At 70.8% G+C, this 20,218-nt stretch carries 17 protein-coding genes; 10 read left to right on the top strand and 7 right to left on the bottom strand.

The genetic code is table 11. The annotated features are described in order from the left end of the window. Positions 1 to 74: 74 nt before the first annotated feature. From IEY70_RS18465 to IEY70_RS18440, 6 genes are all read right to left on the bottom strand, one after another. Positions 75 to 1,679, bottom strand: a complete 1,605-nt coding sequence (locus IEY70_RS18465) for a glycoside hydrolase family 43 protein (protein WP_189066495.1) — start codon at positions 1,677 to 1,679, stop codon at positions 75 to 77. Next, entirely contained in the window at positions 1,676 to 3,106 is a 1,431-nt protein-coding gene (locus IEY70_RS18460) for a GH1 family beta-glucosidase (protein ID WP_189066494.1), read from the bottom strand. The genes IEY70_RS18465 and IEY70_RS18460 overlap by 4 nt, the downstream gene beginning before the upstream one ends. After that, the gene (locus tag IEY70_RS18455; protein WP_189066493.1) at positions 3,103 to 4,398 is read right to left on the bottom strand and encodes a hypothetical protein; all 1,296 of its coding nucleotides are present in this window, start codon (positions 4,396 to 4,398) and stop codon (positions 3,103 to 3,105) included. The genes IEY70_RS18460 and IEY70_RS18455 overlap by 4 nt, the downstream gene beginning before the upstream one ends. After that, positions 4,398 to 5,303, bottom strand: coding sequence for a carbohydrate ABC transporter permease (locus IEY70_RS18450; protein ID WP_189066492.1), 906 nt, complete (start codon positions 5,301 to 5,303; stop codon positions 4,398 to 4,400). Before IEY70_RS18450 ends, IEY70_RS18455 begins: the two co-directional genes overlap by 1 nt. Beyond that, positions 5,300 to 6,244 carry a carbohydrate ABC transporter permease gene (locus IEY70_RS18445; RefSeq protein ID WP_189066491.1) on the bottom strand — a complete coding sequence of 315 codons (945 nt, stop codon included), beginning with the start codon at positions 6,242 to 6,244 and terminating at the stop codon, positions 5,300 to 5,302. Before IEY70_RS18445 ends, IEY70_RS18450 begins: the two co-directional genes overlap by 4 nt. Before the next feature lie 148 nt (positions 6,245 to 6,392). Next, positions 6,393 to 7,637 (bottom strand): ABC transporter substrate-binding protein, encoded by a 1,245-nt coding sequence (locus IEY70_RS18440; RefSeq protein WP_189066490.1) that lies wholly within the window; start codon positions 7,635 to 7,637, stop codon positions 6,393 to 6,395. Between the two features lie 448 nt (positions 7,638 to 8,085). On the opposite strand from IEY70_RS18440, the gene IEY70_RS18435 reads away from it, so the two are divergent. The 4 genes from IEY70_RS18435 to IEY70_RS18420 all read left to right on the top strand — a co-directional run bounded on the left by IEY70_RS18435 (position 8,086) and on the right by IEY70_RS18420 (position 13,465). Next, the gene (locus tag IEY70_RS18435; RefSeq protein WP_229778070.1) at positions 8,086 to 9,435 is read left to right on the top strand and encodes an ROK family protein; all 1,350 of its coding nucleotides are present in this window, start codon (positions 8,086 to 8,088) and stop codon (positions 9,433 to 9,435) included. Beyond that, on the top strand, positions 9,432 to 10,991 hold the full coding sequence (xylB, locus tag IEY70_RS18430) for a xylulokinase (RefSeq protein WP_229778069.1): 1,560 nt from the start codon (positions 9,432 to 9,434) through the stop codon (positions 10,989 to 10,991). The genes IEY70_RS18435 and xylB overlap by 4 nt, the downstream gene beginning before the upstream one ends. Positions 10,992 to 11,128: 137 nt before the next feature. Then, the gene (gene xylA / locus IEY70_RS18425; protein ID WP_189066489.1) at positions 11,129 to 12,292 is read left to right on the top strand and encodes a xylose isomerase; all 1,164 of its coding nucleotides are present in this window, start codon (positions 11,129 to 11,131) and stop codon (positions 12,290 to 12,292) included. A gap of 48 nt (positions 12,293 to 12,340) precedes the next feature. Then, positions 12,341 to 13,465, top strand: coding sequence for an endo-1,4-beta-xylanase (locus IEY70_RS18420; protein ID WP_189066488.1), 1,125 nt, complete (start codon positions 12,341 to 12,343; stop codon positions 13,463 to 13,465). A 9-nt stretch (positions 13,466 to 13,474) separates the two neighbouring features. On the opposite strand, the gene IEY70_RS18415 is transcribed toward IEY70_RS18420, so the two are convergent. Beyond that, positions 13,475 to 14,113 carry a DUF1684 domain-containing protein gene (locus IEY70_RS18415; RefSeq protein ID WP_189066487.1) on the bottom strand — a complete coding sequence of 213 codons (639 nt, stop codon included), beginning with the start codon at positions 14,111 to 14,113 and terminating at the stop codon, positions 13,475 to 13,477. 153 nt (positions 14,114 to 14,266) lie between these two features. Between IEY70_RS18415 and IEY70_RS18410 the strand changes: the two genes are divergently transcribed. The 6 genes from IEY70_RS18410 to pstS all read left to right on the top strand — a co-directional run. Continuing rightward, entirely contained in the window at positions 14,267 to 15,214 is a 948-nt protein-coding gene (locus IEY70_RS18410) for a DUF808 domain-containing protein (RefSeq protein ID WP_189066486.1), read from the top strand. A gap of 76 nt (positions 15,215 to 15,290) precedes the next feature. Next, positions 15,291 to 17,030, top strand: coding sequence for an alkaline phosphatase (locus IEY70_RS18405; RefSeq protein WP_189066485.1), 1,740 nt, complete (start codon positions 15,291 to 15,293; stop codon positions 17,028 to 17,030). 137 nt (positions 17,031 to 17,167) lie between these two features. Then, entirely contained in the window at positions 17,168 to 17,614 is a 447-nt protein-coding gene (locus IEY70_RS18400; RefSeq protein WP_189066484.1) for a hypothetical protein, read from the top strand. Then, complete coding sequence (locus tag IEY70_RS18395) at positions 17,611 to 18,339, top strand: ABC transporter ATP-binding protein (protein ID WP_229778067.1); 729 nt, start codon at positions 17,611 to 17,613, stop codon at positions 18,337 to 18,339. The genes IEY70_RS18400 and IEY70_RS18395 overlap by 4 nt, the downstream gene beginning before the upstream one ends. Then, entirely contained in the window at positions 18,336 to 19,544 is a 1,209-nt protein-coding gene (locus tag IEY70_RS18390; protein ID WP_229778066.1) for an ABC transporter permease, read from the top strand. The genes IEY70_RS18395 and IEY70_RS18390 overlap by 4 nt, the downstream gene beginning before the upstream one ends. A gap of 70 nt (positions 19,545 to 19,614) precedes the next feature. Continuing rightward, a partial coding sequence (gene pstS, locus IEY70_RS18385; RefSeq protein WP_189066483.1) for a phosphate ABC transporter substrate-binding protein PstS occupies positions 19,615 to 20,218 on the top strand: 604 nt, incomplete at its 3' end.

Below are 20,218 nucleotides of genomic sequence, written 5' to 3'. Positions count from 1 at the left end.
TGCCACGCCCCGCCACGACAACGGCCCGGCAGAAGTCACGCCTGCCGGGCGGTCATCAGAGCGGGGAGTGCCTATCAGTGTTCGATGTATTCGGCCCAGTGGAAGGTGGCGGTCTGGCCGCGCCCGCTCAGGTCCTGGCAGGTGAGGGCGAGGAAGGTGCCGGTGAAGCTGAGGCCGCCGCAGTGTTCGTCGCTGAGCAGGCCGGCGCTGAACGGTTCGCCGATGGCCTGCCACGTCTCGCCGTCCGTGCTGTGGCGGAAGCGGAAGGTGGGGCCGTCGTACTGCACTTCGAGGTGGATGGGGCCGTCGCCGGTGCTCACGTCCTGCGGGAGGTGTTCGCGGTACAGGCCGTTCTCGCAGCTCGTGATGTTCAGGGAACGCCCGGCCGCCTCGTCGTGGCTGACGCGCAGGTACACCCAGTTGCGGGAGTCGTAGTAGGCGCTCAGGCCTGCCATCTGCTGGAAGTCCTCGGGGGCGAAGTCCAGGCTGGTGCGCAGGCGGGCGTGCAGGCTCTGCAGGCGGCGGCCGACCAGGGACACGCGGTGGCGGCTCATCAGAGACTCCGCGCCGCGCAGGCGCAGGCCGCCCCCCTCTGCCAGGGACACGCCGAGAACCCCGGGTGGGGCGCGCAGCGTCATCCATTCCGGACGCAACTGCGGGCCGCTGAAGTCGTCGCGGGCGGGCACGTCGGGCCAGGGGTGGGGAGGCAGGGCGGGCAGCGGCGGGTGCTCGGCGGGGTGGTGGCCGCCCTGCGCGAGGGTCGGCCAGTCCCCCTCGGGCCACTTCAGCGCCTGGAGGGCCGTCTCGCGGCCCAGGGGGCATTCGCCGTGGGTGGTCAGGGGCCGGCCGCACAGGTGCGCCATGATCCACTGGCCGTCCGGGGTGTCGGTCAGGCTGGCGTGCCCGGACTTCTGGATGGGCAGGTGCGGGGCGTCCAGCGCGGTGATCAGCGGGTTCTGCGGGTGGACCTCGTACGGGCCGTGCAGGCGGCGGGAGCGGGCCAGGGTCACGGCGTGCTCCCAGCTGGTGCCGCCCTCGGCGGTCAGCAGGTAGTACCAGCCGTCCTTGCGGTACACGTGCGGACCTTCCGTCACTTTCAGGTCCGTGCCGGTGAAGATGATCTCGCGCGGGCCGACCAGTCGCTTCTGGGCGGGGCTGTACTCCTGCAGCACGATGCCCGCGAAGGGGTTACGGCCGGGGCGGTGGTCCCAGACCATGTTCAGGAACCATTTCTTTCCATCTTCATCGTGGAAGAGGCTGGGGTCGAAGCCGCTGGAGTTCAGGTACACCGGGTCGGACCAGGGGCCGTCGATGTCCGGCGCGGTCGTCAGGTAGTTGTGGCTGTCCTTGAAGACCTCGTTGATGCCCCAGGATTTCACGTCGGTGTAGATCAGGTGGAACTGCTCGCCGTCGTGGCTCAGGCACGGCGCCCAGATGCCGCCGGAGTCGGCGTTGCCGCGCATGTCCAGCTGCGTCAGGCGGTCCAGCGGGCGGGCCGCGAGCCGCCAGTGCACCAGGTCCCGCGAGTGGTAGATCGCCACGCCCGGGTACCACTGGAAGGTGCTGGTCGCCAGGTAGTAGTCGGTCCCGACGCGCAGGATGCTCGGGTCCGGGTGGAAGCCCGGCAGGACGGGGTTGGTGACGGTGACGGTCTCGCGGGTGGGGGGCTGGGCGGTCATGCGTTCACTTCCGCGTGCGTGCGGGCCAGGAAGTCCGCGTACCAGCGGCCCGAGGCTTTCACGGTGCGGGCCTGCGTGCCGAAGTCCACGTGCACGATCCCGAACCGTTTCTCGTACCCCTCGGCCCACTCGAAGTTGTCCATCAGGGACCACGCGAAGTACCCGCCGACCTTCGCGCCGCCGTCCAGGGCAGGTTGCAGGGCCGCGACGTGCATCTGGAAGTAGCGGGTGCGGGCCTCGTCGTTCACCGTGCCGTCCGTCTCGACGGTGTCCGGGTACGTCGCGCCGTTCTCCGTGACGTAGACGGCGGGCGGGTCGTAGTCGCGCTGCACGCGCAGCAGCAGGTCCGTCAGGCTGTGCGGGGCGACCTCCCAGTCGAAGCCCGTGTACTCGCTGCCTTCCGGGCGCACCTGCCGGGAGTGCAGCCAGCCGTCGCCCGGCGCGTCCTCGACGACCGCGCGGGAGTACATGTTCACGCCCAGGAAATCGGTGGGGGCGCCCATCAGTTCCGTGTCGCCCGGCAACGCCAGCCCCTGCGCGTGCGGGCTGGCGTCGCCCAGCAGGTCCAGGATGTCCTGCGGGTAGCCGCGCCCGTACACGGGGTCCAGGTACCAGCGGTTCTGGAAGCCGTCCTGACGGCGGGTCGCGGCGCGGTCGGCGGGCGTGTCGGTGGCCGGGTAGCCCTCGTACAGGTTCAGGGTGATGCCCACCTGCGCGCCCGGCGCGTGCGCCCGCACGGCCTGCACGGCCAGCCCGTGCCCGACGAGCAGGTGGTGCGCCGCCGCGTAACTCCGGGCGAGGTCCGTGTGCCCCGGCGCGTGAATGCCGATCCCGTACCCCAGGAACGCCGCGCACCACGGCTCGTTGATGGTGATGAAGTGCCGCACGCGGTCGCCCAGTCCGGCCGCCACGATGCCCGCGTACTCCCCGAAGGCGTGCGCGGTGTCACGGCTGGCCCAGCCGCCCGTATCCTGAAGGGCCTGCGGCAGGTCCCAGTGGTACAGCGTGAGCCACGGCGTCACGCCGCGCGCGAGCAGGCCATCGACCAGCCGCGAGTAGAAGTCCAGGCCCTTCGGGTTGACCGCTCCGCGCCCGGTGGGCTGCACGCGCGGCCACGCCACGCTGAAGCGGTAGGCGTTCACGCCCAGACTGGCGATCAGGTCCAGGTCCGCTTCCAGGCGGTGGTAGTGGTCGCAGGCGACGTCGCCGGTATCGCCTCCCTTCACGCGGCCCGGCGTGTGAGAGAACGTGTCCCAGATGCTCGGGCCGCGCCCGTCCTCGCGGGCGGCGCCCTCGACCTGGTACGCGGCGGTCGCCACGCCCCACGTGAAACGCGGCGGGAAGCGGCGGGGGTCCGGCCGGGCGGTCAGGCTCTCGGGCGGCAGGGTGACGGGACTGAACTCTGAATGGGCGGGTGGGTGGGTCATGGTTGCTCCGGGGCAGGCAGGGGAGAGGCTTTCAGGACGAGGCGCGTGAAACTCAGGGGCGGCAGGGTCACGGGGCCGCGCACATCCAGCGGGCGGGGGGGGCGGTCGGCGTTCACGTCGGCGTCCGTGATGGTCTTCGCGCCGATCACGGCGTAACCGGGCAGGCGGACGGTCAGGGGCGTGGGCGTGTCGGCGGTGTTCAGCGCGAACACGGTCAGCTGCGTGCCGCCGATGGGCTGCGCGCCGTGCACCCACACGGCCGGGTCGTCGCTGCGCAGGTCCAGCGTCAGGCCGCGGTAGTGCGCGAGTTCGCGGAAGGCGGCGTACCCGAAGCGCGGGAAGCCCGCGTCGTCGATCAGGCCGTGGTTGCCGGTCGCCATCAGCGAGAAGTACGGGTTGAACACGGCCCCGCCCTCCGAGAGGCGCAGCGCCGCCCCGGCCGCCCACAGGCCTCCCACGGCGTCCGACAGGTGCGTGCTGCGGTCGCTGCGCCAGGACTGCGCGTACTCGGTCACGCCCTGCGCCAGCGGCCGCCCCTGCGCGTGCGGATTGCTGGCCGGGTCGGCCCACAGCGCCTCCACGCGCGCCAGGGTGCTCCCGGCCCGCTCGATGCTGGCGAGCGCCTGGGCGGCCGTGCCGTCGCCGTTACCGGGGTACAGGTGCCAGGTGATCAGGTCGAAGGCGTCCCCGCAGGTCTGAATGACCGCGTCCAGGAACGCCCCCGGGTTGCTGACGGCGGGACCGGCGATGCGGGCCTGCGGGTCCACACCCAGGATCGCGGCGCGCTGGGCGCGGGCCACGCCGCAGTACCGTTCGGGCGTCCAGCTGGGGTCGCCGCGGTTGGTGGCGTACAGGTCCGGTTCGTTCCCGATCTCCCAGTACGTGACCTTCAGGCCCAGGTCGCGGGCCAGGCGCACGAGGTCGGCGGCGTCCTGCGGGGTGTTCCTGGCCTCGGCGCCGCCCTGGTTGCCGCCGGGGCGACTGAACACGCGGGTCTGGATCATCAGGGTCGGCTGGCCCAGCAGCGTCCAGTTGCTCTTCAGGGTCTGGAGGGCCGCTGGCGTGCGGTTCTGCTCGTCACCGATGTTCCCGCCGGGCCAGCGCACCCCGGCCGTGTTCAGGGCGCGCAGGGTGGGCAGGTGCTCCACGACCGGCATCCAGTTCCCGAGGTTGAAGGCGCTGACGCTCTCCGGGCGGATCGGGCGGGGCGCGGCCGGGCCGGGCGTGACGGTCGCCGCGCCCGCCGCCGTGGCGGTCAGCAGTGCGAGCAGGAGCGGACAGGAGGGCCGCATCAGTCCTTGACAGCCCCGCTCGTCAGGCCCGAGATCACCTGACGGCTGGCGAACAGGAAGATGACCAGCAGCGGAATGACGGTCAGGACGACCATCATCAGGGTCGCGCCCCAGTCGGCGTTCACGTTCGTGGCGCCGCCCGTGATGCGCCGCAGCGACAGCGGCAGCGTCATGGTGGGGTCCTCGCTGAGTTTCATGATCAGCGCTCCCTTGAAGTTGTTCCACGAACCCACGAACGTCACGACGCCCAGCGTCGCCAGGATCGGCCGGATCAGCGGCAGCACCACCCGCGTGAAGATCCCGAACTCGGTCGCGCCGTCCAGCCGGGCCGCCTCGATCAGCGTGCGCGGCAGGGCCGCCATGATGTACTGCCGCATCAGGAAGATCCCGAAGGCGTTCGCCATGCCCGGCACCCACAGCGTGCGCGGCTTGCCGATCCACTGCAGCACGTTGTTCATGACCAGGAAGCTGGGAATGTCCATGACCAGCGGCGGAATCAGCATGGTCAGCAGGATGAACGTGAACATGGCCCGCTTGCCCCGGAAGTCGTACATCGCGAACGCGAAGCCCGCCAGCGAGCAGAAGAACAGCGTGGTCGCGGTGGCCAGCAGCGCGATGTACAGCGAATTCCAGAACTGCCGCAGCGCGAAGCCATCGGTGGCGTCCATCATCTTCCCGAAGTTCTCGGCGATGGCCGACCCGAACCACAGGTGCGGCGGCACCGCGAAGATCTGATCGCTGGGCAGCGTCGCCCACACGAACATCAGGTAGAACGGCACGACCGACAGGAAGCACGCCAGGGCCACGAACAGGCCCATCAGGATCCGGCCCGGCGAGCGCCACGCGCGGCGCGGCGTGCGGGGACTGGGGGCGGGCACGGCGGCCCGCAGGGGTTTACTGGTCATGGTTCGCGGCCTCCGTCACGGGAGAAGAGGTAGTTGTTCACCATGCTCAGCGCGAAGATCGCCAGGAACAGCAGCCAGCTCATGGCCGAGGCGTACCCCATGTCCAGGTCGCGGAACGCGGTGTTGAAGATGTGCATGGCGCTCGTCAGGCCCGCGCCGCCGCTGCCGCCGCCCTGGCCGACCATGATGAACGGCTCCTCGAACAGCTGCATGTTGCCCACGATGGTCAGCGTGAACGCGTAGAACATCATGGGTCGCAGCAGCGGCAGCGTGATGAACCAGAACTTCTGCCAGGCGCTGGCGCCGTCCACGGTGGCGGCCTCGTACACGTCCTCGCTGATGGCCTGCAGGCCCGACAGGTACAGGATCACGTTCCAGCCCACGTACCGCCAGAACACGACCGCCCCGACCGAGTACGGCACGAGTTCCGGCACGGCCAGCCAGCGCACCGGCCCCAGGCCCAGTTGCGCCAGCAGGTAGTTCAGCAGGCCCAGGTTCTCGGAGTACAGCATGCCGAACACGATGGTGATCGCCACGGCGTTCGTGATGTACGGCAGGAACAGCACGGTGCTGACGCCCGTCTGCCAGCGCCGCAGGAACTGATGAATCACGAACGCCAGCGGCAGCGCCACGAGGTGCTGCGGCACGCCCGAGAGCAGCCCGATCCACACGGTGTTCTTCAGCGCCACCCAGAACTGGTCCCGGGCGCCCAGCGCCAGCGCGAAGTTCTCCCAGCCCACGAACCGCCAGTTGCCCAGGCCGTCCAGGGGATTCCACAGGTGAAAGGCCAGGAACAGACTGAAGCCCAGCGGGAACAGGCTGAACACGAGAAACAGGATGAAAAAGGGACTGGTGAACAGGTACGGCGCCAGCCGCTGCTGCGCGCGGGCGTAACTCCAGCGCGGCCGGGCCGGTCGGGACGGACTGAAACGGTCAGACATACGGAACTTCCTCTGCGTGAACTTCCTGCGGGGGCGGGTGGGGACGGCTCTGCGGCGCACCCGGACGGAGCGGCCAGACGGAGGAGGGGGGTGGCCCCGCCGCCTTCCCGCCGGGCGGGAAGTGGCCGGGTCACCCCCGGGACCTGGCTCAGCGGGCGCGGCGCGCGATCTGGGCGCGGGCGTCCGCGAGCGCCTGCTTGACGTCCTTGCCCTGTTCGAGCACGTTGGTCAGTTCGGTCTGCACGATCTGCTCGGCGACCGAGTCGTACCGGTTCACGTCGATGGGCTGGGTCCTGGCGGCCGCGTCACGCCACAGGATGCGGGCCTTCTGGCCGCCCAGGAACGGCACGGCCTCGCTGAACGCCTTGTCCTTCTGCGCGGTCAGCAGCGCCGGGAACGCGCCGTTGTCCTTGAACGCCGTGATCTGCGAGGTCTGGTTCAGGGTCATGAACTTGATGAACTCCCAGGCCCACTGCTTGTTCGCGGCCCGGCTGGGAATGGCGTAGAAGCTGCCGCCCCACGACGCGAAGCCTTTTTCCGGGAGGTTCTGCACGCGCCACAGGCCCTTGGTGTCGGGGGCCATCCAGTTCTGCAGGGCGCCCTGCAGCCACGCGCCGCTGAACTGCGTGGCGACCGTGCCTTTCTTGAAGGCGTCGTACCATTCGTTGCTCCACTCGCCGATCTTGGCGTCCAGTCCGGCGTCACGGACCTGCTTGGAGAGCGTGAAGGCGCGCACGAAACGGGCGTTGTCGGGGCCGACGAGCAGGTTGTTCTTGTCGTCGAAGTAGATGCCCTCGCCTTTCTTGAGGTTGGTGCGGATGATGACGTTGTTGATGCTGGCGGCCGTGTTGATCAGGGACGCGCCGGTCTTGGCCTTGATGGTCTTCCCGGCGGCGATGAAGCCTTCCCAGCTGCCGGTCATGCTGGCGGGGTTCACACCGGCCTTGTCGAGGATGTCCTTGCGGTAGAAGAAGGTGCCGGGGCCGATGTCGGTGGGCATGGCGATGAAGCGTTTGTCGGCGCTGGTGGCCTGCCCGATCGTGAACGGCGTGAACAGTTTCTTGTACTGCGCGGCGCTGTACGGCGCCTGGTTCAGGTCCTCGAGGCCGCGTCCCTCGGCGAACTTGCTGACGTAGCCGATCTCGATGGCCATCACGTCCGGCAGGCCCTGGCCGGTGGCGAGGGCGGTGGTCATGGCGTTGTGGTGATCGGCGAATTCCTGCGCCTGGAGTTTGATGGTGACGTTGGGATGCAGTTTGTTCCAGGCGGGAATGATGGCCTTGATGGCGCTGTCGAGGCTGGGGAAGGCCGCGACGGTCAGCGTGACCTTGTCCTGGGCGTGGGCGCTACCGAGCAGCAGGGCGGCGGCGAGGGTCAGGGCGGTTCGGTGCATGGGGGACCTCCAGGGTCGTGAGGGGGGCGAGGGGTGTGGGCGGCGGGAGTGGGTGGCGTCTGCACGTCGCGTCCGGGGGAACGGGATGAGCAGGCGCCGCCTCGCGGTGAGCGGCGGGGACCGGGCGCCGGGAGGAGCCCCCGGCGGGGTTCCCGGCTAGTAAGAATTGTTTACTTAATGGAACTTAACCATACCGGCGCGCGGTCCGTCAAGCGTCCCGGCGGCCGCACGTGTCCGGCGGGCAGGGGAGACGTGGGTGGTGCCGTCTGAGACGGATTCAATCGGCCTGAGCGGTCGCAGCGACCCCTGGCCGGGCAGCGCCCGGGCGGCCCACGCCATGCGCGCCAGCCGGAACGGTGCGGGATAGAAACGCCGTCCAGCGGCGACTGAACGCCCCGGCCCTCCCGCGTCTGCCGGCGGCGGCGGTCGGGGGTGCCCGGCTGCACTCATGTCTCTCAGGCTTGACGAACTGTGCGCGGCGTCCTACGCTGAACTTCGTCAGAAAGTTTTACTTAATCGACTGGCCGCGCCGCGCCGGAACCCCGCGTTCCTGCCTGCTGCGGCCTCCTCACCACGGGAAGCGACCACCTGCATGACCACCCACACCAGACCCGCCCGCGCCGGCGACCAGAGCTACCTCAAACGCCTCAACCGCTCCGCCATCCTCGAACTCGTCCGGCAGGAACCCGGCCTCAGCCGCGCCGAACTGGCCGCCCGCACCCACGTCACCAAGGTCACCGTCGGCACCGTCGTCCAGGAACTGCTCGACGAGGGCTGGCTGACCGAGGGCACCCTCCAGCACGGCGGGCTCGGCCGCCCCGGCCGCCCCGTCCACCTGAACGAGGACCGCCACGTCATCATCGGCGCGGACGTCGGCGTGCAGGGCCTGCGCGTCGTCGCGACCACCCTGACCGGCCGCGTCCTGACCCGGCACGTCCACGACGGCCCCACCGGCGACCCCGACACCGCCGCCGCCACCCTCGCCGCACTGATCACCGCCGCGCAGAACGACCCCGCCGCCCGCGACCGGCAACTGCTGGGCCTGGGCGTCGCCGTGCCCGGCCCCGTCTCGCAGCCCGGCCACCTGCTGCTGCTCGCCCCGAACCTCGGCTGGCGCGACGTGCCGTTCCTCGACCTGCTGAGCGCCCACCTGCCCGCCCTACCGGGCCTGACCCTGCTGGAGAACGAGGCGAACGCCGCCGCCTTCGCCGAGAGCTACCTGCGCGGCCGCGACGCGCCCGACATGCTGGCCTACCTGAGCCTGGGCAGCGGCATCGGCGCCGGACTGGTCGTCGGGACCCCCGAACCCCGGTTGCTGCGCGGCGCCGGACACCTCGCAGGCGAGATCGGGCACACCGTCCTGCAACCCGGCGGCCTGTACTGCCACTGCGGCAACCGCGGCTGCGCCGAGACACTCCTGAGCGGCTGGGCGATCCGCGCCGCGCTGGGCATCCCGCACGGCCCGCTGGTCGAGGCCGTGAACGCCCGCCTGGACGAACCCGAGGTGCAGGTCACGCTGCGGCGCGCCGGGGAGGCGCTGGGGCTGCTGCTCACCAACCTCAACCACACCCTGAACCCCAGCGAGATCGTCCTGGGCGGCCCCCTGACCCGCCTGGGCGGCCCGCTGATGCCCGCCGCGCTGGACTTCTTCCACGAGCACCAGCACCACCTGTACGCCACCGCGCCCCCCACCCGCGTGCAGGTCCGCACCGACTCGACCCTGCTCGCCGCGCGCGGCGTGGCCGCCCAGGTCCTGGCCCGCACCATCCGCAGCGCCGAGAGCGGAGTGGTCGCGTGAACGCCCCTGTCCACACACCCGCCCCTGCCCGCACGCCCGTCACCATCGGCGTGGACCTCGGCACCAGCGGCGTGAAGGTCGTCGCCATGACCGCCGCCGGACAGGTGCTCGCCGAGACCGACGCCAGTTACCCGCTGCTGACCCCGCAGCCCGGCTGGACCGAACAGCGCCCCCACGACTGGCTGGACGGCGTGCGCCGCGCCCTGCGCGACCTGAGCGCCCGGCTGGAAGCCCTGAACGCCGCGCCGGTCGCGCTGGGACTGGCCGGACAGATGCACGGCCTCGTCCCGCTGGACGCCAGCGGCGAGGTGCTGCGGCCCGCGCTGCTGTGGAACGACCAGCGCACCGGCGCGCAGGTCGAGGACATCGAACGCCGCGTGCCGCGCGCCGACCTGGTGGCCCGCACCGGCAACCGCGCCGTGACCGGCTTTCAACTTCCCAAGATCCTGTGGATGCGGGACCACGAACCGGACCTGCACGCCCGGCTGCGGCTGGCGCTGCTGCCCAAGGACTACCTGGGCTTCGTGCTGACCGGCGAGGCCGCCACCGAACCCTCCGACGCCAGCGGCGTGGGCGCCCTGAACCTCGCGCGCGGCGACTGGGACACCGACGTGCTGGGCGCGCTGGACCTGAGTGCTGGCCTGTTCCCGCCCGTGCAGCCCTCGGTCGCCGTGACCGGCCACTTGAGCCGCGAGTGGGCCGCGCAGCTGAACCTCCCGCCGGGCCTGCCGGTCGTGACGGGCGGCGGGGACAACGCCGCCGCCGGGATCGCACTGGGCCTGGGCGCCGCGCGCCCGCAGACCGGCAGCGTCAGCCTGGGCACGTCCGGCGTGATCTTCGCGCCGCAGAGCGAACCGCGCCCCGACCCGCAGGGCCGCGTGCACTGCTTCGCGCACGCCGACGGCGGCTTTCACCTGCTGGGCGTCACGCTGGCCGCCGCCGGAAGCCTGCACTGGCTGCACGCGAAACTCGCGCCGGACACGCCCATCGAAGTGCTGCTGGACGAGGCCGCGCAGGTGCCGCCCGGCGCGGACGGCGTGACGTTCCTGCCGTACCTCGCCGGGGAACGCAGCCCCCTGATGAACCCCGGCGCCCGCGCCACCTTCGCCGGACTGAGCCTCGCCCACGGACGCGGCCACCTCGTGCGGGCCGTGCTGGAAGGCGTGGCCGCCTCACTGGCCGACACGCAGGCTGTGATCCGCCCGCTCTCCAGCCTGACCGAACTGCTCTCCACCGGCGGCGGCGCCCGCAGCGACCTGTGGCTGGGCATGGTCAGCGCCGCCGTGAACCTCCCGGTCCGCCCGACCGGGGCGCGGCCCGGCGCGGCGCACGGCGCGGCCATCCTCGCCATGCCCGCCGCCGGACTGCACCCCGACCTGGGGGCTGCCATGCAGGCCATCCGGCCCGTGCCGGACGAGCCCGTCACCCCGCAGGACCTGGGCGGCGCGCCCCAGCGGTACGCGCAGCTGCGCTCCGTCCTCTACCCCTCACAGCAGAATTCAGAGGTATTGAGGGTATCCCCCGATCCCTCTGAATCGAGCGGACCGAGCACCTGAGAAAGACAGCGGTTGGAAGTGGAGTTGAAGGGCGTGCCCTTGGCCTTTCGGCGGAACTGAAAACCGCTGTCCCTTCCCGCCGAATCCGACCCTGCCTCTCCCGACGCCTCTGGCGACCCCACCCAAGGAGCACCCACATGACCGACTTCACGCCCACGCCCGCCGACCGGTTCACCTTTGGCCTCTGGACCGTCGGGAACACCGGCCGCGACCCATTCGGGGAACCCACCCGCGCGCCCCTGAGTGCCCCGTACATCGTGCAGAAACTCGCCGGGCTCGGCGCGTACGGCGTGAACCTGCACGACAACGACCTCGTGCCCATCGACGCCAGCGCCGCCGGGCGTGACCGCATCGTCGCGGAGTTCCGGGAGGCGCTGTCCGATCACGGGCTGGTCGTGCCGATGGCGACCACCAACCTGTTCAGCGACCCGGCCTTCAAGGACGGCGCGTTCACCAGCGCCGACGCCCACGTCCGCGCGTACGCCCTGCAGAAAACCATGCGCAGCATGGACCTCGGCGCGGAACTCGGCGCGCACACCTACGTCTTCTGGGGCGGCCGCGAGGGCACCGAGGTCGACGCGGGCGGCAAACTCCTGAGCGCCCTCGGCTGGTTCCGCGACAGCCTGAACTTCCTGGCCGAGTACAGCGAGTCGCAGGGCTACGGCTACCGCTTCGCGCTGGAACCCAAACCGAACGAACCGCGCGCCGACATCTTCCTGCCGACCGTCGGCAGCGCCCTGGGCTTCATCGGCACCCTGGACCGCCCGGAGCTGTTCGGCGTGAACCCCGAATTCGCGCACGAGACCATGGCCGGACTGAACTTCGCGCACGCGGTCGCCCAGGCGCTGGACGCCGGGAAGCTGTTCCACATCGACCTGAACGACCAGAAGATGAGCCGCTTCGATCAGGACCTGCGCTTCGGGTCCGAGAACCTCAAGGGCGCGTTCACGCTCGTCAAACTGCTCGAAGACAGCGGTTACGACGGCCCGCTGCACTTCGACGCGCACGCCCTGCGCACCGAGGACGAAGAGGGCGTGTGGGCCTTTGCGCGCGGCTGCATGCGCACCTACCTGATCCTGAAAGAAAAAGCCCGGCAGTTCAACGCCGACCCCGAGATTCAGGCGGCGCTGGCCGAGTACCACCGCGCCGACGATGAACTCGCCGCCCTGAGCCGCTTCACGCCCGGGAACGCCGCCGCGCTGAAAGACCGCACCTTCGACCGCGCCGCGCTGGGCCGCCGGGGCCTGGGCCTGGAACACCTGGACCAGCTGACCAACGACCTGCTGTTCGGCGTCCGCTGAAGTCCGTCCCCACTTCGCCCCGCACTCACCCTGCCCCGGAGGCCGCCCATGCGATCAGTCCACCCTGCCCTGAAGACCCTGTCGCTGCTGGCCCCGCTGACGCTCGGCCTGACCCTGGGCGCGGCCCGCGCGGGTGGCGGCGCGGCCCCGCCTGCCACGCCCACACCTGCCGCGCCCACCACCAACCCGGCGGCGGCGGTGCAACCGGCCCGGCCAGCCGCGAGCAACGTCAGCCTGCGCGCCCTGGCCGACGCGCGCGGCCTGCTGCTCGGCGCGGCCGTCAACCAGACGCTGTTCGACCCGGACGAGCCCGAGTACGCCCGCACCCTGAACCGGCACTTCAACGCGGTCGTCGCCGAGAACGCCATGAAATGGGCGGGCCTGCACAACAACCGGGAGGCCTTTGCATTCGGGTTCGCGGACGCCATCGTGAACACGGCCGTGAAGAACGGACAGACCGTGCGCGGCCACACCCTCGTCTGGCACGACAGCCTGCCCCCGTGGGTGTACACCATCCAGACCCGCGAGGAACTCCTGCGCGCCATGCAGGACCATGTCACGGGCGTCGTCACGCACTTCCGTGACCGCGTGCGCATCTGGGACGTGGTGAACGAGGCCGTCTCGGACGCGCCCGGCCACCCGCTGCGGCCCAGCCCGTTCCTGAACCTGATCGGCCCGGACTTCATCGACGAGGCGTTCCGCGCCGCGCACGCCGCCGACCCCGGCGCGAAACTGTACTACAACGATTACAACACCGACGGGCTGAACGGCAAGAGCGACGCCGTGTACGAACTCGTGCGCGGAATGCTCGCGCGCGGCGTGCCCATTCACGGCGTGGGATTCCAGGCGCACCTGAACACCGACTTCGACGTTAAGGGCGCGCAGGTGCAGGCCAACCTGCAACGCTTCCGCGACCTGGGCCTGGACGTGCAGCTGACCGAGGTGGACGTGCAGCTGCGCCCCGCCCGACCCGAACTTGGCGAACTGGCGCGGCAGGCGGCCGTGTACCGCGACCTGCTGCGCGCCTGCCTGAACGTGCGGTGTGCGGGTTTCGTGACCTGGGGCGTGACGGACTTCAACTCCTGGCGGGCCGGTGGGAAACCCCTGATCTTCGACGACGTGTACGACCCCAAACCCGCCTTCGCGGCGCTGGCACAGGAACTGGCCCGTTGACGGCGCGGGTCAGCGGCTGCGTTCCCCGGCGCGGACGGCGGCGCCCAGCACGTTCTGCGGCGGCGCGAGCGGGCAACTCCAGCGCGGGTCGTAATGGCAGCTGGGATGGTACGCGAAATTGAAGTCCAGTGTCAGGTGCCCCGCCCGCACCGAGCCCAGGTCGGCGCCCTTGGCGGTGTCCAGCAGGTACCGGCCGCCGCCGTAGGTCTCGTGGCCGCTGGTGGCGTCCCGGAACGGCACGAACACGCCGCCGCCGTACACGTCGATCCAGTACACGTCCAGCGCGCTGCCGGTCGTGCCGGGCAGCGGCAGGTTGACCCGCCCGATCCGCACGAGCGGCATGTCCTGCCCGGTCGAGGAGGCCACGGTCAGCTGCTCGGGCGGCAGGGTCGTGTCGACCGGCGCGTCGAACCTCAGGGCCGGGTCGTACGCCCACACGGGCAGCCCCGCGAAGGCCGCGCGCTCGTCGGCGGGCAGCGGGGACTGCGGGTGGTCGCGGAACAGCGCGTTCCGGCGCGCCTGCCAGTGGCGGTGCGCGGCCAGCGGGTCGCGCGGGCATTCCTCGCGCAGGTGGGCGTACAGGTCGTTCAGTTCGCGCCGCCAGTCGAGCAGGTCCAGCCAGGAGGCCGGTGGGGTAGGGTCGGTCATGCGGCCCAGCGTAGTCCGGTGCCTGCGCGGAGCGGCGCGGTCATGAAGATCACCGTAAGCGCCGCCCAGTAAGGCTTGGTACGCTGTGAGCCTGATGTCAGCCTGCCACCCTGCCCACCTTCCCCTGCCTGCCCTGACCGCCCGGAGCCTCGCGTGAGTGGCGGCCTCGTGGCCCTGCTCGACGACGTGGCCGCCATCGCCAAACTCGCGGCGGCGTCCATCGACGACATCGGCGCGGCCGCCAGCCGGGCCAGCGTGAAGGCGGTGGGCGTGGTCGTGGACGACACGGCCGTCACGCCCCGTTACGTCACGGGCTTCAGCCCGGACCGGGAACTGCCGATCATCTGGCGCATCGCGCGCGGCTCGCTGCGGAACAAGGTGGTGTTCATCCTTCCGGCGGCGCTGCTGCTCAGTCAGTTCCTGCCGTGGTCCCTGACGCCGCTGCTGATGGTCGGCGGCGCGTACCTGTGCTTCGAGGGTGCCGAGAAGGTCTACGAGGCACTCAGCGGCAAGGGGCACGGCGCGGACGAGGCCGCCGTGAACGTCAGCAGCGCCGAGCACGAGCAGAAGATGGTCTCCGGCGCGATCCGCACGGACTTCATCCTGTCGGCCGAGATCATGGCCATCTCACTGGCCGAGGTGGCCGACGAGCCGCTGCTGATGCGCGCCGTGATCCTGATCGTGGTCGCGCTGGTCATCACGGCGCTGGTGTACGGCGTGGTGGGCATCATCGTGAAGATGGACGACCTGGGCCTGCGCCTCGCGCGCAGCGGGTCCGGCGCAGCCCGCACGCTCGGGCGCGGCCTGGTCAGGGGCATGCCGGTCGTCATGTCCGTCCTCGCCACGGTCGGCACCGCCGCGATGCTGTGGGTGGGCGGCCACATCCTGATCGACGGCCTGGACAAACTGGGCGTGGGCGGCCCCGCGCACCTGCTGCACGACTGGGCGCTCGCCGCCGGGCACGCCCTGCCCGCCGTGGAGGGCCTGATCGAGTGGCTGGTCGAGACGCTCGGCTCGGCCGTGGTCGGCCTGGTGGCCGGCGGACTGATCGTGCTGATCATGCACCTGATCCCGCGCCGCGGCGGGAACGCTGCCCACTGACCCGCGTGGCGCGCATCACATTCCGCTGACGCAGCCCTGACGCTCCATTGACCTGAACGTCATCTGATGAGCAGGTATGAGAAAAACCCTGCTGACCGCCGCCCTGCTGCTCTCCGGCGTTGCCGCCGCCGCCGACCTGAAGGTCTACCCCTACGACGGAGCCAAGTTCCTGGCCGGTCAGCAGTTCGACCTGCGCGTGGAAGCCGAGAACGTCACGGACTTCAAGGACGCCACCGTCACCCTCGACGGTCGCGCCGTGGACGGCCTGACCCGCACCACCACCAAACCCACCAGCGTCGAATGGACCCTGCGCGGCCTGAGCGTCCCCGCCGGCACCCACGAACTGAAAGTCAACTTCACGGACGCCAGCGGCCCCAAAACCGCCGTGGCCCGCTGGTACGCCGTGCCCGCCACGGCCGGCAAGGCCAAGAAAGTCATCCTGTTCATCGGTGACGGCCTCGGCTGGAACACCGTGAACGCCGCGCAGATGGTCGCGCACCCCTTCAACCCCGCCAACGGCAACCCCACCGGGAAACTCGCCATGATGAGCGACCTCAGCTCCATGGCGAGCGTCACCACCTCCTCGTTCGACTCGGCCCTGGCCGACAGCGCCAACACCGCCAGCTCCATCGCCACCGGGCAGAAGATCATGGTCAACGCCCTGAACGTCTACCCCGACAACACCGCCGACACCCTGGACAACCCACGCGTGGAAACCATCACCGAGGTGCTGCGCCGCACCACCCGCGCCGGAGTGGGCATCGTGTCCAGCGCCTTCGGAGTGGACGCCACGCCCGCCGCGTTCGCCGCGCACACCCGCCGCCGCGGCGACTACCAGGCGATCGCCGACCAGTTCTTCCAGGGCAGCGTGAAACCCGACGTGCTGCTCGTCGGCGGCAGCCGCGACTTCATTCCCTCCACCGCGCCCGGCAGCCGCCGCAAGGACAGCACCGACTGGATCGCCGACAGCCAGAAACTCGGGTACACCTTCGTCAGCAGCGCCACCGAACTGAACGCCGCGAACACCGGCAAACTGTTCGGCCTGTTCAACATCGACAATATCCCCAGTTACCTCGACCGCGCGCAGTACAAGGGCGCCGAGACCCTCAAGGACTTCACGGACATGCCGTACCTGTGGGACCAGACCCGCAAGGCCGTCGAGACGCTCGACAAGAACCCGGACGGCTTCTTCCTGATGGTCGAGGCCGGCATGATTGACAAGTACGAGCACCCCCTGGACTGGCAGCGCGCCGTGTGGGACGTACTGGAACTCGACAGGGCCGTCGAGTGGGCCAAGGACTACGCCAAGAAGAACCCCGACACGCTGGTGCTCGTCACCGCCGACCACGCGCACTCCCTGAGCGTGTACGGCGGGTACGACGCCGCGCAGGGCCCCGGCAAACGCGAGGCGGTCGGCGTGTACGAGGCCGCCGGGTTCCCCACCTACGGCGACAAACGCGACGCGAACGGCCTGCCGCTGCCCGAAACGGCCCGCACGTACGCCGTGGGCTTCGCCGCCGTGCCCGACTACTGCGAGACCTACCTGGGCCGCCGGGTGTTCCTGGACCCCACCGTCAGCAACGGCAAGACCGGCGCTGAGGCCGGGTACGTCCCCAACCCCAAGATCTGTGAGGAAGGCAGCGTCCAGCGCACCGGGAACCTGCCCCCCAGCAGCAACCAGGGCGTGCACACCGCCGACCCCCTGCCGCTGTTCGCGTTCGGGGCGGGCGCCGAGAACTTCTTCGGCATGATGGACCAGACCGACATCTTCTTCAGCATCGCCCGCGCCATGGGCGTGGACGCCAGCAAGAAGTAACCCGCACCCTGAGCAGGGGGGCCTCCTGGACCGCGCGTCCGGGCGGCCCCCCTGCTCGGTCTGGCTGCGCGGCCTGTGAACTCCGGGCCTGACGGCCCGCTGACCGGAAGCTGACCGGAAGGCGCTCAACTGCGGGTATGAACCGCCGTTCCCTGATCCGCGCCCTGCTGGCCGCGCCGCTCGCTGCCTACGCGGGCGCGTTCGCGCAGAAGTCCGTGCCCAGCCTGAAGTTCAGCGAACTGTACGGCCGGGTGACCGTGCGGGGCGTGGAGTACTCCGAACGTATCCGCTCCCTGAAAGGGCAGACCGTGACCATGCAGGGCTTCATGGCGCCGCCCCTGAAACCCAGACTGGATTTCTTCGTGCTGACCCGCGAACCCATGAGCACCTGCCCGTTCTGCACGACCGCCGCCGACTGGCCCGCCGACATCGTGCTGGTCATCATGCCGGACGGCCGGGAACTGGAGCCCAGCACGCGCGGCCTGACCGTGACCGGGCGGCTGGACATCGGCGTGAAACGCGACGATCAGACGGGCTTCGTGAGCCTCGTGCGCCTGTACGCGGACCGGGTGACGACTGCGTGAGCGCCCAGGCGACCCACGCGGCCGGGCAACGGGTTCCCGCCGTCCACGCCACCGGCGCGGCCCAGCCGCTGCGCACGGTTGACCTGCGCGCCCAGCACGGCCCGGACGTCACACTGACCTACCCGGACCTGCACCTGCCGCCGGGGTCGGCGGTCGCGATCACCGGACCCAGCGGCACCGGGAAGACCACGCTGCTGCACCTGCTCGCGGGCCTGCTGCGGCCCTCGGCGGGGCAGGTGTGGTACGGGGACCTGAACCTGGCCGGGGCGGGCGAGTCCCGCCGGGACGCCTTCCGCCGCCGTCAGGTGGGGTACGTGTTCCAGGATTTTCACCTGATGCCGGGCCTGAGCGCCCTGGAGAACGTGGAACTGGGCCTGCGCGTGGCCGGGGCCGCCCACCCGCGCGAGACGGCCCGCGCCGCGCTGGACGCCGTGGACCTGGGTCACCGCCTGCGGCACACCCCGGCGCAACTCTCGACCGGTGAGCGGCAGCGCGTGGCGCTGGCCCGCGCGGCCGCGCACCGCCCGGCGCTGCTGCTGGTGGACGAACCGACAGCTCACCTGGACCCGGACCGCGCCGGGAGCGCCGTGGAGCTGCTGCTGAACCTGCGCGCTGCGCTGAACGCCACGCTGGTCGTCGTGACGCACGACCCGGACGTGGCCGCGCGCCTGCCGCAGGGCGTGCACCTGGGCCGCACGCCGCGCGCGGCCCCGGAGTCCATGTGAGGTGGCCGCTGGCCCTGTGGGTCGCGCTGCGTAACCTGCGGGCGCGGCTGGGGGCGCTGCTGCTGACCGCGCTGGCCGTGGCCCTGGCGACCGCGACGGCGCTGACCGTGCCGCTGGTGACCCGGCAGGTCGAGCGGGGCGCGCAGGAGGCCGCGCAGGTGTTCGACCTGCTGATCGCCGCGCCGGGCAGCGCCTCGCAGGCCCTGACGTCCAGCCTGTTCTACCTGGGCGCCCCGACCGGGAACGTGCCCGAACGCGTCCTGAATGAACTGCGGGCCATGCCGGGCACGCGGCGCGCCGTGCCGCTGGCGCTGGGGGACAACCACCTGGGCTTCCCGATTGTCGGGACGACCACCGCGTTCTTCGATCAGCGCCTGAAACCGGAGGCGCCACCGTACTTCCGGCTGGGCAGCGGGCAGCTGTTCGCGCGGCCGCTGGACGTGGTGGTCGGGGCACGCGCCGCGCGGCAGGGCGGCCTGACGCTCGGCAGCACCTTCCGCGGGTCGCACGGCCTGGAAGAACACCACGGGGAAGAGGAGGACAGTGACGAGCACGACGGCACCTACCGCGTGGTGGGGATCCTGGCGCCCACGGGCGGCCCGGTGGACGGCGCGCTCCTGACACCCATCGAGTCCGTCTGGCAGGCGCACGGGCAGACCACGCCCGGCGGGCGTGAGGTGACGGCCATCCTGTACTCGGCCGATCAGCTGGCCGGGATCTACGTGGCGGCGCAGCGCGTGAACGCCGGCAAGGACGCCATGGCGGTGTTTCCGGGGCAGGTGTTCGCGCAGTCCCGCGAGACGCTCTCGCAGGGGCAGGCGGCGTACGCTGGCCTGTCCCTGCTGGTGCTGGGCATCGCCGCGCTGACCGTGTGGCTGGGCGTGCACGCCTCCGCGCTGGAACGCCAGCGGTCCGTGGCGCTGCTGCGGGCGCTGGGCGCGGCGCGCGGCACGGTCTTCGGGCTGGTCCTGACCGAGACACTCCTGACCGTCGCGCTGGGCGTCGGGGCGGGCCTGCTGCTGTCGGTGCTGATCAGCGGCGTGGGCGGCACCCTGCTCGGCGACCGCCTGGGGTTCACGCTGCCCGCCCCGCAACTCACGTGGCCGCTGGCGGCCCGCGCCCTGGCCCTGATTCCGCTGGGGCTGCTGGCCGCGCTGCCGCCCGCCGTGAACGCCGCGCGCCTCAGCCCGCTGCGGCATCTGTAGCCCGCCCCCCTTGCTGCGGGGGGGGGACGTGACGAGTGCCTGACAATCGGCTGGCACACTCGGCGTCGATATGAAGAAGCTTCTGACCGTTGCCGCTGCGCTCGCCATGACCTCCGCTTCTGCCCAGGGTAGCGTGACGGGCGCAGGCGCGAGCTTCCCGTTCCCGCTGTACAGCAAGATGTTCGCCGAGTACAAGAAAGACACCGGCGTCACCGTCAACTACCAGAGCGTCGGCAGCGGCGCCGGACAGAAACAGATCACCGAACGCACCGTCGACTTCGCCGGCAGCGACAACCCCATGAGCGACGAATCCCTCAAGGCCGCTCCCGCCAAACTCCTTCACGTCCCCACCGCCATCGGCGCCGTCGTGCCGTCGTACAACCTCCCCGGCGTCACCACCCCCCTCAAGTTCACCGGCAAGGTCCTGGCTGACATCTACCTCGGGAAGATCAAGACCTGGAACGACAAGGCCATCGCCGCCCTGAACCCCGGCGTCAGCATTCCCCCGCTGCCCATCACGGTCGCGCGCCGCAGTGACGGGTCCGGCACGACGTTCGTGTTCAGCGACTACCTGAGCAAGGTCTCCTCCGAATGGAAGAGCAAGGTCGGTACGGGGAACAGCCTGCAGTGGCCGGTGGGGACGGGCGCCAAGGGGAACGACGGGGTGGCGGGCG

The sequence above is a fragment of the Deinococcus seoulensis genome (assembly GCF_014648115.1).
Lineage (GTDB): Bacteria > Deinococcota > Deinococci > Deinococcales > Deinococcaceae > Deinococcus > Deinococcus seoulensis.
The sequence above is the reverse complement of the archived record's forward strand: the minus strand, read 5'-3'. Positions and strand labels throughout refer to the sequence as shown.

Excerpts from the sequence above, each read along its gene's own strand:
- IEY70_RS18415 (WP_189066487.1), bottom strand. The coding sequence starts at position 14,113 with ATGACCGACCCTACCCCACCGGCCTCCTGGCTGGACCTGCTCGACTGG.
- IEY70_RS18455 (WP_189066493.1), bottom strand. The coding sequence starts at position 4,398 with ATGCGGCCCTCCTGTCCGCTCCTGCTCGCACTGCTGACCGCCACGGCG.
- IEY70_RS18445 (WP_189066491.1), bottom strand. The coding sequence starts at position 6,244 with ATGTCTGACCGTTTCAGTCCGTCCCGACCGGCCCGGCCGCGCTGGAGT.
- IEY70_RS18460 (WP_189066494.1), bottom strand. The coding sequence starts at position 3,106 with ATGACCCACCCACCCGCCCATTCAGAGTTCAGTCCCGTCACCCTGCCG.
- IEY70_RS18420 (WP_189066488.1), top strand. The coding sequence starts at position 12,341 with ATGCGATCAGTCCACCCTGCCCTGAAGACCCTGTCGCTGCTGGCCCCG.
- IEY70_RS18405 (WP_189066485.1), top strand. The coding sequence starts at position 15,291 with ATGAGAAAAACCCTGCTGACCGCCGCCCTGCTGCTCTCCGGCGTTGCC.
- IEY70_RS18435 (WP_229778070.1), top strand. The coding sequence starts at position 8,086 with ATGTCTCTCAGGCTTGACGAACTGTGCGCGGCGTCCTACGCTGAACTT.
- IEY70_RS18465 (WP_189066495.1), bottom strand. The coding sequence starts at position 1,679 with ATGACCGCCCAGCCCCCCACCCGCGAGACCGTCACCGTCACCAACCCC.
- IEY70_RS18400 (WP_189066484.1), top strand. The coding sequence starts at position 17,168 with ATGAACCGCCGTTCCCTGATCCGCGCCCTGCTGGCCGCGCCGCTCGCT.
- IEY70_RS18450 (WP_189066492.1), bottom strand. The coding sequence starts at position 5,303 with ATGACCAGTAAACCCCTGCGGGCCGCCGTGCCCGCCCCCAGTCCCCGC.
- IEY70_RS18440 (WP_189066490.1), bottom strand. The coding sequence starts at position 7,637 with ATGCACCGAACCGCCCTGACCCTCGCCGCCGCCCTGCTGCTCGGTAGC.
- xylA (WP_189066489.1), top strand. The coding sequence starts at position 11,129 with ATGACCGACTTCACGCCCACGCCCGCCGACCGGTTCACCTTTGGCCTC.